This window comes from Affinundibacterium flavidum (assembly GCF_014284175.1).
Classification (GTDB): domain Bacteria; phylum Pseudomonadota; class Gammaproteobacteria; order Burkholderiales; family Burkholderiaceae_D; genus Undibacterium; species Undibacterium flavidum.
On sequence record NZ_JACOGA010000015.1, the window covers coordinates 71,102 to 86,126 of the forward strand.

The window sequence follows — 15,025 nt, forward strand, 5'->3', positions numbered from 1 at the left end:
GTCCTCTGCCAAAGTCACCGCTTGATTGCTCAAGGTCGGTGCATCATTAACTGCAGCGACCGTCAAACTCACAGTCGCTTCATTTGAATCGACCGTACCATCGTTGACCACATAGCTGAAGGAATCAACAACATTGTAGTTTGCCGCTGGCGTGTACGTGAAGCTACCATTCGCGTTGATCGTGATCGTACCGTGCGCTGGTTGCGTTATGACACGTGCCGTTAATACGTCGCCATCGATATCTGCTGCTGTGACGAATGGCAGAATCGTGATGGTGCTGTCCTCTGCCAAAGTCACCGCTTGATCGCTCAAGGTTGGTGCATCGTTGACTGCTGTCACTGTCAAGCTCACTGCCGCTTCATTTGAATCGACCGTGCCATCATTAACCACGTAGCTGAAAGAATCAGTACCGTTATAATTCGCCGCTGGCGTGTACGTGAAGCTACCATTCGCGTTGACCGTGATCGTACCGTGTGCTGGTTGCGTTACTATGCGAGCCGTTAATGCATCACCATCAATATCCGCCGCTGTGACGAGTGGCAGAATCGTAATCGTGCTGTCTTCTGCCAAAGTCACCGCTTGATTGCTCAAGATTGGTGCATCGTTGACTGCTGTCACTGTCAAGCTCACTGCCGCTTCATTTGAATCGACCGTGCCATCGTTAACTACATAGCTGAAAGAATCAGTGCCGTTATAGTTCGCAGCTGGCGTATATGTGAAGCTGCCGTTGGCGTTGATCGTGATCGTACCGTGCGCTGGTTGCGTTACTACGCGAGCCGTTAAGACATCTCCATCGATATCTGCCGCTGTCACGAATGGCAAGATTGTGATGGTGCTGTCCTCTGCCAAAGTCACCGCTTGATTGCTCAAGGTCGGCGCATCATTGACTGCAGTGACCGTCAAACTCACAGTCGCTTCATTTGAATCGACCGTACCATCGTTGACCACATAGCTGAAAGAATCAACGCCGTTGTAATTCGCCGCTGGCGTGTACGTGAAGCTGCCGTTGGCATTGATTGTGATCATACCGTGAGCTGGTTGCGTTACGATGCGAGCGGTTAATGCATCACCATCAATATCGTTCGCCGTGACAAATGGCAAGATCGTTACTGCGGTGTCTTCGGCAAGCGTGAAGTCTTGGTTGCCCAAAACGGGGGCATCATTCACCGCAGCCACATTCAGATTCACTGTCGCTAATGCCGAATCAACTGCACCATCGTTGACAACATAGGTGAAGCTATCGTTGCCATTGTAGTTCGCCCCTGGTGTATAGGTGAAAGTGCCATCGGCATTCACCGTCACCGTGCCATGTGCAGCTTGCGTGACGATACGAACACTGATTGCATCTCCATCGACGTCAATTACTTTATTCGTCCAATTAATGTTGACACTGGTATCTTCATCTAAAGCCACAATACTGTCTGAAACAGTCGCTGCATGGTTGACGTGTTCTACGTGCAGACTGATAGTCGCTTCTTGTGAATTAAGCTTACCGTCATTCAATACGAAACGGATACTGTCGTCGCCATGGAAGTTCTGCGCGGGTACATAGGTGTAAGTACCATCGGCATTGTTAATCAAACTTCCGTGTGTTGGTTGCGCCGTGATCGTCGCTATCAACGCATCACCTTCTGCATCACTACCGAATAATCCCGCTTTGGCGAAGTTGATGTTGATACTGCCGTCTTCCAACAGTTCCAATTGAACATTGTTCGCAACAGGTGCCGTATTCGCTGGCACTACCGTGAAATGGAGCGTTACCATCGCAGAACTTGCATTGACGCCGCTACCATCCGTATTCGTATCGACCACGTGGAAGCTGACACTATCCGTACCAGCGTAATCGACATTCGCGGTATATGTCCAACTACCATCTGCATTCACGACCACACTACCATGCTCTGGCGGTGTATCGATGACGGCATGTAAGACGTCGCCATCTATATCGCTCGCTTGGCTCAGGTCTAATGGATGAATATCCGCCCCCTTGCCAGCCGTCACTGTCATCGCCAAGCTATCGCCTGTTACCACCGGAGCGTGATTCACATGATGCACATTGAGCGTGACGGTCGCTTGATTCGACAGGCGACCATCGACCGTGGTGGTGTAGGTGAAACTATCTGCCCCATAAAAATGCGGTGCAGGTGTATAGCTGATCGTCCCATCAGCATTCACCACAATACTGCCGTGAGTTGGCTGATTCACGATCGCCAATTGTGCCGCAGTATGATCGACACCTCCACCGAGCAAATCATTGCCCAGCACGTTGATCGTCGTGCTGACATCTTCATTCGTATTCACCGCATCATCGAAAGCAACTGGGTCTTGCACCAACTTAATATCGCGCAAGGAGATACGGCTACCCTGTGCACCAAAGCCCATCAAATCGAAGGACAAGGTAACTGGTGTACCTGTCACCAAACCATGGCTTTCATTCACTGCCTGCTGCAAATCAACGAAGTAAGTATCCGTGCCATCTGCATTATGAACTTTGCGAATCGAGCTCGACTTATTCTCCGTGCCATCACTCTGAATATTCAAAATCGCGTCACTATGCGTCAAGCCATTCGTACCCGCAACTGACAGACCAGTATTCGCGTTCAACAGCGCAACTTCAAAGGCATCGTCTGGACCGAACTCAGAACCGTCTTCATCGACACCATTGGTTTGCATATTGTTGGCAACTGTGAAGCTTAGGTAGCGGTCGCCTTGATGGACTGCGAATGATTGCGTCAAATGAGCATCAGCTTGATCATTTTCACCAAGAATGATAGTGCCATGATCAGTCGTGATACTGCCTTGTGCCTGCCAATTTTCGAGACCTCCAGGTTGATTCTCACTCATCACTCTGACATACCTTGCAGGTTGTCTTTGCGACAATACATGGTTTTCAACTCCACCACTCTGGACCAAAGTTTCAAAACTCTCACTCTGAGTGTTAGCCTGTAGCTCAACAAATATTCCCTCGATATCGGATTGAGAAGGAAGTCGGCGTGTACCGGGCACCAAATATTCATTCATAAGATCATTCGACTGAACATCATGCCCAAGTCCAATAACATGTCCTAGTTCATGTGCCAAAACAGTTAACAAATCGATTTTTCCAAATGCATCGCTACCAAGATTAGATGTAAATGAAGTAGCGCTCTCGTGACTATTAAATTCCTCACTAATTTGAGGTGTTTGATCTACAAACCATCCCCACCCAGCACCGTTCTCCGACAAGAATATTTTCCCATCCTGTGAATATGCAGCAACCCCTTCCGGTAATTTCGCAACAGAAAAACGGATACCATCAAGAACCTCTTGTGAGATACCCGCTCTCAACCAAAATAGTTTTGCAGCTGCAAAAGTTAATTCAACACTTTCTTCCGAAATGGGCGCGTATGAACCTCCACCTTCAAGATTGGGAACTAATTGTGTTGCTGGCCCCGTGGTGCCAGCTGGAAATTGCTGTGGTGAAAACTGTGCTCGCAGTACTGCAACGAGGTGTTTCAAATATGCATCCATATTCTTAAGTTCTACAGTGGCATTTTTCGAATCATACAACGCATCACCTGTCGACCAACTCAACATTTTGATCTGATAGTCGCTTGCAACATTTCCGCCTTTTGGTTTCACCCCTCGCATAAAACTTGGTCCAAAATTTGCACTACCGGTGTTTTGCTTATATTCGTCGCCAAGACCCAATGTATGTGCAGTCTCATGCGCCAACGTGGTACCAAATTCCATGCCAAGTTCACGGAACGTACTCGCAGCTGTCTGCCTTAAATGTGCATCGGTAACGAAAGTGACTTCTTTTTGCGGCCCATAGTCATGCATATACTTTTGCACCACGTACCTTTGTTGAGATGGCGCGAAACTTTTCAAGGGGGCGTAGTTATTATCGATCAATTTTCTAACTACACTAGGAACATACCCTGCTGTAGCATGCGCCGCTGCGACATCACGACGTAGTTGGATTTTCATGTTCGGATCGGATTTATATTTAGCCTTTGCTTGAGCAAAGGTAAACTGTTCAACCTTCACTTTTGTAAAAGACGAACTTGATCCCGCACCCCAATTCCAACTAAAGCTGTTACGATTTTTAAAGTCCTTATAAATTTCGTTCAAACCAGCTTCCATTCCTGCTTGGAATTCAGCCTTCGCTTTACTATCCCATTTTTGGGTTCCAAAATTATCGATAAAGTGCTGATACAGGCCTCCCAGTTTCGGATCTAACGGATTTCCGTCCTCTCCATTGGTGCCACCTTGAAGATTTTTTGTCGCCTTAACGCCATCCAAATCCCATAAAGCATACTTCGAGTTCGCCTTCCATTTCATTAACTCTACTTTATACTTTTCTAGGGAGTTCCAGATTTCATCCAAATTCACATCCACACTACGCGGTGCCATTCCTGTTCCTTGAAGTGTGTATTTTTCTAACGCCTCAACTCTCAATTTATTGCCTTCATCATCCAATGGACGACGAATTTCTAACATAGCTGTATCAGTTCCAGCACCTTTTTTGTACGGAGACTCTGGTGTGTATTCAAGTTTCGTGATGCCTTTATTGCTTGTACCAACCCTAAAGCGGTTTTTCGGATCAACAATTTTTAAATCATAATTCTTGGGATTAAAAACTCGCAATTCTCGCGTCTGCCCTGGAACGGTATCCATGAAACTAAGTAATTTGTTTCGAGAATCGTCAGTCAAATCGGCGATATACGTTACGATCTTCTCAGCTATTGGCTTTGTTGTCGCAACACCTTTCGTCACTCCAAAGACTTGAATTTTTGCATCATCAATCATCATCTCCGCATCATAAAATTGCTGAAGTGTCTTGGATAAAATTTTGTCTTTCCCTAAATCAGGCGTAAGTTTGATTTTCAACTCACTATTGGCAAGGATTTCTTTCTCTTCATAAATAACATTTTCTTTCTTTTCATCCGATGAATGACTCACACCTTTATCATCAACCCACTGCAAAAATCTATTTGGTGCAACTACAACTTTGACAAATATAGATACCTTTGATGAGTTCTTTATAGTTAAAAATTCGTTTGTTGCTTTCAACTCTGGTGCAGGTTCCGATGCAGGCACCGGTGCAGGCGTAGGCGTAGGCGTAGGCGATGAAGCGCTTGAACTTGAAGTATTTGACGCATTTTGCAAATCATCAAGAAATATTTCAGGGTCTGTATTATTTGTCGGCAGAGAGCTCTCGACGTTATCATCGGAAAGCAAGATATACTTATCATTTTCTATACCACTGGTATCTGTAACTCCTACACCTTTATGCGCAAAAATAGTCCCAGCAGGTGCGTAAGAACCAACCTCAATACGTTGTTCATTGAAAATTGATTCATCTCGTTGATCAGTAAATTTAATGTGATGAATCTCTCTATCTTTATCCGTCATCGCTAAGGCCGCATCGATCAAAGCACCTACGTTCCACACATGGGTTTGATGATCTTTTGAGATATTAGGATTGTCAGTACCAAATTTACCGTACAGTTGCCCAAGCAAAACTTTTCCATCTTCAGAAAGGCTGAGGCCTCGAATTCCGTAGCCATCTAATGGTAATGTAGCGCCAAGATACTTGGGCTCCCCCTTCTTTCCAAAAGGGTCTTGCACAATACCAATCTTCCCACCAACGGCAACCTTCTTAGCGCTTACGCTGCCACCGACCATAATCGGAGGTCCCATTGGTGTAAATAGGAACATGGGAGCTTCAAACATCGCACGGTAGTATGGATCATTAAAGTTCAAATTATCGTCAGCAACGATGGCATATTGCACACCGTCTTTTTCGATCAATACTGCACTGTCCGCGCGTTGAATGTCTAACCTATCGACAGAAATACGTTTTTGCCCCATTGAAATTGGCGTCATCACAGCTTGCGTTATTTTGCCTTTTTCACCTCGCGTCAATTTTAAGGTCGCCAACCCCTTATTGTAGTCAAGTACGTTGCTGATTAAGAACTGATCTGGGTCAGAAGTCGCGCTAATCGATTGCGGAAACTTTCCGCTAATGTTGTCGCTAGTTGAAGGAACGATAAATGGTGTATCTATCTTACCCGTCTTTAGATTAAGTGAATCAAGATCAAAAACAAAGAGATCGCCGCGTTTACTCACATTGCCTAATGCAACAGAGGCTCGATCTTTTGGAACTGCAACAACCAAAGTTCTACCGTCTGGCCCCACTGCCATTCCGGCAACACCATTGGCACTATTCTCGACACCAGATCCTTTCAACACGACAAATTTAGGTTTTACGCTAAATGGGTTTTCTTTTTTCGGCGTAAGATCTATTGCAATTAATCGAGCATTGCTCTTTCCAGAACTTGCAGTACTGCCTTCGCCTGCAATTAATAAATTACCCACTGCAGCCAAACTTACAATACTCTGTCCACCATCAATAGTTATGGTATCAATAAGTTTTCGACTAATTGTATCGATTACATAAATCTGCCCCTTACCACCAACATACAGTCTACTTAAATCTCCCGAAAATGCTAAAGGTTGAGCTTTCGTACCAATCTGGTAAGTACCATCTAATTCGTTAGAACCTAACATGCTTACAAGAGCCACTTCGTTTCCGAAAGGTTTGTTTTCTCTGAAGAAGGTAACACCTCTTCGAGTTAAGGCAGCACCAATATCAGGCTTGGGGCTTACCAATACGTTATTTCCGTAAAATTCGGATGGTTCACCCTTTTTTAGCGAACCATTTCCTTTTACCTTAATATTATCTATTACTCTGACAAGCTGCCAGCGAACACTTCCAATTGCAAACTTTGGTGGTACTTGAACGTTCAATACTCCCTGAACTTCCCCTCCGAATGTCTGTACGTCTTCGTACGTATCATCAGAAAAAACAGCACGAGCTACGATTTTCCCAATATTTTGTCCAGGGTCAGGATTTGAAATCGTAAATTTTAGTTGCGCCGTCGCGTCATCAAATTCAGCCTTCGTGATATTGGGTACAACGACTCTGTTATCGCCAATACCTACCGGTGGCGCAATTTTTCCAATGTCTACGATAATAGTGTCGCCGTTCGCTACTTTTGGAAGAGTGAAGTTAGCAAACTGCGGTTGCCCGAGATGGTAGTTCACTGCTGTTCCCTGCTCGGACATTGACGCAACTATGCCGATCATATCGCAGGTTATCGCGGTCTTCATTTTTTCGTTCTCATAGGCGAATGCTAATCCGCCGATATTGACCATATCACTCCAGCCATTCATGAGTTCAAATTTGTCTTTAAATGGAATACCTTTAATACGCTTCAGGACAACATACTCGCCTGATTCATCGGGGCCGTTGTAAGGCGGACTGCTAGTGCGGGCAATGCCGTCTGCTCCGATCACACCATTATCGATTAACCACCAAACTAGTTTTGTACTGCCATCTGGCTGAGGGAAATTACCTTTGCGCAGGAACCAAACTTCTTCGCCTGCATCAACTGCCATATTGTGTTGAACTGGAATTGCTAGTTGCATTGGTAATCGAGTATCTGTGCTACCGATATCAAGACGGAAAGCGCCGACCGCTTGCAACATATTCGATGCAGGAATATCAATGCCTGTGATACTAATCAATTGCTCCGTATCAATACGTTTAATCGATACATTGACATTTTCAACCAAAGCACCTGCTCCAATTTGTACAGTCTCTCCCGTAGAGCTAGAAACAACGCCGCCATGGGCAGCCGTTACTGCGACTCCACGTGTTGCACCTGTATCTTGATCTTCACTCAATTGCGCAGTTTCTACCGTGAGTGTAATGTCACTTTGTCCAAGGCCTTGCTGAATAATGGATCGGTCTTCATCAAGCGCTGTCGTTAGATGAATCACGCTGATTGTCACAGTTCCACGACGCAAGGCAGTAATGACACCCGTTGCACTAACTGTCGCAACAGACTCATCACTACTGACATAACGTGTTCCCGTTGGATAGGCTTCATAAATCGCTTGCGCATAACCATCATCCTTCAACACTTTGATCTGACGTGATCCACCCGGCACCAAAGCCAGTGTGGTTGGATAAAGATTCGGTGCGAATACCAAAGGCTCTAGTTGTTCTCCATCACTTTCATCACCTATCACCTCGATACTTGCTGGGTTGACGTTAAACGCAGAAACCGTCTGAATGGTATGCCCTGCCCCATCTGCATGACTCACCTGAATCATTGCAGACCCTTCTGCATTTGCATGTACGGTCGTTACCCCATCTTGTGTATTAACATTAATGGCGTTTGGCCCTACGTAACCCAATGAGGCGATCTCTGGTGTACTGATCTGCAGGTAGCCTGCATTACCGTCCAAGCTTACGCCTGCCTCATCTTCAAAATCTGCTGTCGCATGTAAAGCGATGGTTTGTCCTACCTGCAGATTCGGAAGAGCTGCCAAATGCAAAGCAACCAACTTCGCCCCACTAACATTCACGCCCATTTCAATCGGTGCACCTACCGCAAAGCCATCATCGGCTTGTACCGTGATCGTGGCATGACCCGCATAACCCACTTCGGGTGTAAACAAGACTGTCACCCCATCGGCTGCCAAGCGGGCTGTGCCATGTGTAGCACCGATCACGCGCCAGAACACCACGTCATTTTCTGTATCTTTGACAAACTGATTGAGCGCCACGCTGCCAGATAAATCTGTGTGGGTTTTGACTGCCGTATTGAGCTTATCTGGCGTTGCAGTTGAACTCAGTTGTGGCGCAAAGTTGGTGCGAACGCCAAAGTTGGCATACAACTCTTGGCGATCGGTCGCATTCAACACGCCATTACCATCAATATCAGCAAGGCGAATTGCCGCTGCATCGTTGTCGCGTAGGGCTTGTTCAAACATGGCGCTGTCGACACCATCGACGTTACCGTCATGGTTGAGGTCACCTGCCATACTCACCTTGACTGCGGCGTGACCACTACCCGTGAGTTTGAGTAATTTCAAGCCTGCTTCTGTGATGGCAATGATGCTGGTTGTGCGGTTGCCTGAGCGTGTTTGTCCCAACAAGCTGGCATCGGTCATTTGCAGTTGGACATCGTCGCCTTCGATTTCAACCACTAAAAGAATCTTACCTGTCGCACCTGCCACTTTAATGCTGGACGCCAATTCGCTGTCACGAATCGTATACGCCAAGTTGATGGCGTTACCTGCAATGAGATCACCACTCCAAGTATTGCTTGGCTGGGCAACACCGCCATTGCTGACCCAATTGACCATGGCACCTAAATTGGCCGTGATGGTGTCAGCAATCAGGCTACCGTCTTGGTGGTAGCCGATTTGTGTACCCGCATCGGTACTGCCTAGAGTACGGGCTAAGATTAAACGTCCTTGTGCGTCATAACGGTAGGCGATTGCTACACCATGATTGTTTGCACCAGCCGAGCCACTGCTTGAGCCGCTAGTTGGACCATTGACTTGAATGACTTGACCTTGATCATTACGGATAAAGTTGACTCGCGTTGCTGGGCTACCGACTAAGGCCACACCTGCGTCACTGATTTGCCATTGTTGGCCATCCGCGAAATCGATGCGTTGGATATTGCCGTTAGCATCTAATTGATAACGTGTGCCGTCTGGTCCCGTTAGCGTGTAGGCCTGTGGCTGCCATGGTAGACCAGTATTTTGGTCATACAGACGACTACCTTGTGCCTGTAAAGCGGGAGACTCAACAGTGAGCCCATTTTGGGTGTCTATCGTCGTGGCAACGAGTGTCCAGCCTTGGCTGGCAGCATTGGCGACAAAGCTTGGATGCAAGATGCTAGGTGCCGAACTTGCACTACTACCACTGGCCATTTTTTCTTTGCTGGTGGTCAACGTGAAGCTTAAGTTTTTCAGCGCAGTATTGGCATTGGTATTGGCTACCGTCAAGAATGCTGGCACTTGCAACCAGACTCGTGCACCTTGGTTCCAGGGCGCGAACGCTCCTAAACCATCTTGGACGATCTGGTCATGTGTTAGTTGGGTATCAAATAGACTGAGGTTCCAATTGCCAAGTGCGTTGGCAGATGTGGCAACTTGGCTGCCGGAATCAAGATTGCGGTTGAGGGCAAATTGATGGTTCCCCAATTGGAACAAGGCGTCTGTTGCACTTGCCTGGTTCAAGGCTTTGTTACCAGAATCGATCACGAGACGGCTGGTGATTTCACTGGTTCGTCCCGATACATCCCATGCGCTCAAGCGTAACTGATAGCTGCCGTTGGCGAACATGGCGGGATCTATGCTGCCGACGTCGAGTAATCCATTCTGAGCCATGGCTTCGGTGTTGGCATGGGCAACCGTCATCCAATTGCTTTGTACGCCAACACCAAAAGAAACTGCTGGGGCGATTTCTAACTTCCAGCCCATCAATTGAGCTTCACTAATGCGGGCTTGAATACTGCTCAATTGCGCAATAGTCAACGGCATGGTGACGCTAGAACTGCCTTGTAAAGCACCACCCCATGTGAGCGTCGGTGCCGTACTGTCTTGCGGATTGCGTACACGAATGGTTTGTACGGTAGTGCCTACAAATCCATCAATATCCGTGGCGGTTACGCGCAACTCTATCAATCCTGCATGCTCTGGCGTGACATAGACACGACCACTGGCATCTAAACTGACATTGGTCCATGCGTTCCAGCTGACTGCACCCGTCATGGCATCGATGTTTTGCGTACGGGATTGTGCTTGTACGGTATTGATTGCGCCATAGCTATTCGCACGGATTGTCGCTAACACGCGCTGGCCTGGCAGAACTGGAGTCGATGGTGTCAGGTCGACCAAGGCGCTTGGTTGATTACCGCTGGCATCACTCACTACCCGCAGCGTGAAGCTTTCTGTGACGACGTTTTTACCGTCACTGACATGTGCATAGATAACGAAGTCACCCATCTGACCTGGGCCAGGTATCCAATGGAAATCGCCACTGAGAGGATCGTAGCTTGCGCCTTCTGGCATGTGATCGAAGCTTACGCTCAATGCTGCCGTTTGTGCTGCACCGTCTGCATCACTGACCGCAATGGCGTTACCTGCTTGATTCAAAGAGGAAGCGCGAATGATCGGGATGCTGAAGTTTTGACCGACGATCAAGGCATGGTTGTTGACCTTGATTTGTGGCTCACGATTGACATCGAGCACACGCACTTTGACTTCGCTGATAGTGCTGAGTTGACCGTCACTTACCGAGAATCTAAAAGTGAATACGCCATTATTGTTGGCAAGATTGTTGACCACATTCGCATCTGGCGTCCATTCGAACATGCCTGTACGTTCGTCAAAATAGACACCTGCTGGCGTGTTGGCATCGCGCAGCAAGCTGGCGCTCATGGCATCACTATCAGGATCCACATCATGTAGAACAAAACCTAAAGTCTCGCCCTCATGCACAATTTGAATAGGCATCGGTGTGACCAGAGGGGCCTGATTGACGTTATTGATGTGTAACTCAATATTTTGTAAGGCAACGCTTGATCCATCACTTGCGCGCAATACGATGCGGTAAGTTCCCATAGGATCTGTACCGATGGTATTAGCACCTTTTGTCTGTGCGGCATAGAAGCCTGGTGTCCAACGCAATACGAGTTTCGATTGCCCGTCGCTCACATTGGTGCGCTCCATCAACATACCGGATGGCATGCCCGAAACAGTCCAATCTATTGCGTCGAAGTCGCTATCTCGTACAATGATCGTCACATTCATTGGTACACCTTCAGACGCGGCAAACACCGTTGTTGCTGGGGTATTAACACTTGCTGGCACGTTGGCAATTTGTGTCATGCCACTCGATTGCACCCCTAAAACATCAGGGGCAATATTACTTGCGCGCACCACAATGCGAACGTCTTTTGAAACGGTGTTTGGCTGTGCCACAAAATTGGCAGGTAAATCAACGCCGGTGTTTTGCGGTGGTAAGCCTCTATCAGTCACTTGCAAACTGACGTCATGATTGCCTAACTGATCAGCAGTAGGTGTCCACACGATCCAGGCATGTCCATACTGTGGATCTTGTTCAATCCGTGCACCATTGGGGAGGCCTTGGGCATCGTAACTTAAGGTATCTTGATCGGCATCGGTGGCGATGATGGGGATACGTAGCTCTTGTCCAACGACCGCCACTGAACGCGCTGGTACATTGACCAACGGTGCTTGCGTCAGACTCGTAGCTGAGAGTACGAAACTCGTTGAGGTCGCCAGTGCCTTGCTTGGGTCGCCTCCACCGTCATTGACAGCGATCACTGTGATCGTGTAATCACCTCGATCGTAAGTTCCCGGCGCAAAGTGGATTTGTGCCTGTGCGTTGGCACCTGTGCCTGTTTGTATGAATGTCGCAAAACTTGGTAATCCTAATACACTCAACGTGACTGCCTGACCACCCGGATCAGCAGCTACCACGGGAATATCGAGGACACCACCCACACCGATCGTGGCGTTGCTGATATTGGCTAAAACAGGTGAACGATAAGCTTCATCTACAATAATGGCTAATGTGATTTGGCTGAAAGCTGGAATTCCAGTGCCATTACCATCATCAGTCGCGGTGACAACAACGTTATAAGTACCCGCCTGAGCATAACCTGGTGTCCACCGAATTTCTAAGGTATCTTCATCAAACACCGCGCCTGCAGGCAAACCAGCAACATGATAGCGCACAGGGGAGATACCATTACCTTCACTCAGAGGCGATTGTGGCGTGAGGCGAATTTTTGGCTCAAAATCTGGATTATCTGGATCATAAGCAAACACACTGACCTGTAATGGCTGACCTTCCGTAATATGCCATGCTTCTACCGGAGCAAATACCGGAGCACCGTTCTTGTTCAGAACATTGAGTTGTAGATTTTGTGTGACTTCTGTGGTGATCGGTTCAGTGCCATCATTTCTGACATACGTGGCCGTGACTGTGACTGGAATACTGAAAACGCCGTGCTGATTGTAATCAGGCGTCCAGCTAAACCAACCTGTGTCTTCATTCAAGCTTGCACCTGCAGGAGTCCAAGGTGCCGAATAGGTCAAGGTCACGACCGTACCATCTGCCTGATGATAGACACTGGCGGGTTCACCTGCATGGTGAACGGCACCAGGCAAACTACTGCCCAATTGAATATTAAAGCTATCACCTTCGCGCAATTGCTGTTGCGCAGGTATCACCAAGACAGGTTTTGCGTAGCCCTGCTGAACACGGATATCGAAGCTGTGTGTCGTGACAGCTTTTCCATCGCTGACAACGACGGTGACATTGCGGTAGTCACCTGCTTGATCGTAGCTAGGTGTCCAGTTCAACATGCCCGTACTAGCGTTATAGCTTGCACCAGCCGGTAAATTACGAACACTGATACTCAAAGTATCGCCATTGGCATCTGATACATTAATCGGTAAAGCAAGGGATTGCCCTTCTGTCAGCGTGATATTGCTACCAGTATTGACTACTGGTGCGATATTTCCTCCATTGACAGGAATCACAAAGGTCTTTAACGACACGCCGCCACGGCTATCTTGAACACGAATCACAACCTCGGTATTCATCAAATCACGACTACTTGGCGTCCACTGTAAGGTCGCCGTATTCGTATAACCAATCGTTGCAGGATTGACGGTTGCACTCGGTGTCAAAGTAAGTCCTAACGGTGCCTTCACAATCTGCCAGAAAAACTTAGTCCCGTCAGAATCGCTGGCTTCCAATGTTCCTGTCCATGGTGTTCCTACAGCAGCGCTACCAAATACGATAGAAGGTTCAGTATCAGTTCCTTGACTTGTAAACAATGTGTTAATGACTGCATACAAGGCTGTCAACTCTGCCTCAGGAAGCGTTGATGGTAGTCCCATGACAGCTAAGAGATCAGCGTCAGTTTCAACATCAGAAAAGTCTTTTTGTAAAATCAATGCAGTCAATGCATCTTGTGAACTTAAATGCATTCTTTGCAGCAAACTAGCCAATGCCGCAGCATCAATAGACGCAGTTGTCGTCGTCGAATTCGATCCTGCAATTTTCAAACTTGGTGGTTGATTCACAAAAGGAACAGCATAAACACTGTGTCCCATATTGAATTTAACCAATTGACCGACGGAATCAGTGCTAACCATATTAGCGGCAGGTCTGACCGTAATCGTCTGATTAGCAACGGTCGCACCAACGCGTAAAATACCACCTTGAGAAGCCAAAGCAGCGCTGAGATCGATCATCCACAATCCCGCTTGTGCGCCACTTCCGAGCGTAGATGGGGCAACCGCGCCACCAAAGTATTGACCTGGATCGAGCAGCAAAGTCATCGGGCCACGTAAATCATCACTCCCCACATTTTGAATGGTAATGTCGTAACTGACTTCACCCGTGGCGTGATTTGCGCGGGTATTGTTGAAACTCAGTTTGAGATTGCTACTAAAATTGAGCAATGTCGTGAAATTACTGATATAGCCGTGATCCAATCCAAGTTGGTGGCTACTCTGGATTTGTGGCGATACCTGTAAACTCCACGCACCCGCGACCAGTTCAGGCAAAACTACAATCGCAGAACGCGTCGCCGCATTCCATGTCACGGAGACTGGATGCAAAGTCAGATTACTATTGGCACCTGTCGCCTGCAATGTGTAGTTGAGTGGGTTGAGGACGCTGTGTTCATCGTCTGGATCCGCACCGTTCTCACCTACCCACATATCCTGATCAAAGTTAATTGCCACTTGATTCAACGGCATTGGAATCATCGCACCATCTGGGATGGTGCTGGCAAGAATACGGGGTGGTTTCAGGGTGGCGATCTCATCGATGTGCGAGGTTTGCGCAACGAGGATACGACCATCGTCTGTGGTTAGAATAGATTCACCACGCGTTCCGCCACTTGCAATTTGCAAGAGACGATGGCTTTGCAGCTCTATCATCCAAACACCCGTGTTGTGTGGCGTAGCATTGGCAGCATTGGTATTGACCGCACGTTGCATAGGGCTGGTACTGGCCAGTAACAGGCCTGCTAAAGTCGACCCTGTCTTACCAAAGCTAATACTATCGATATTTCCAGCGATACGGTATTCCAACTGTGGACGTCCTATTTCACGACCTGACATGGGG

1 protein-coding gene (only partly in view) is annotated in these 15,025 nt (G+C 47.5%); it reads right to left on the reverse strand.

Going from position 1 to position 15,025, the window contains the following annotated elements:
- Positions 1 to 15,025 carry part of the coding region annotated (locus H8K55_RS15920; protein WP_186943053.1) for a tandem-95 repeat protein on the reverse strand (this coding region is incomplete at its 3' end). 18,677 nt of the annotated region lie beyond the right edge of the window, so 15,025 of the 33,702 annotated nt are shown.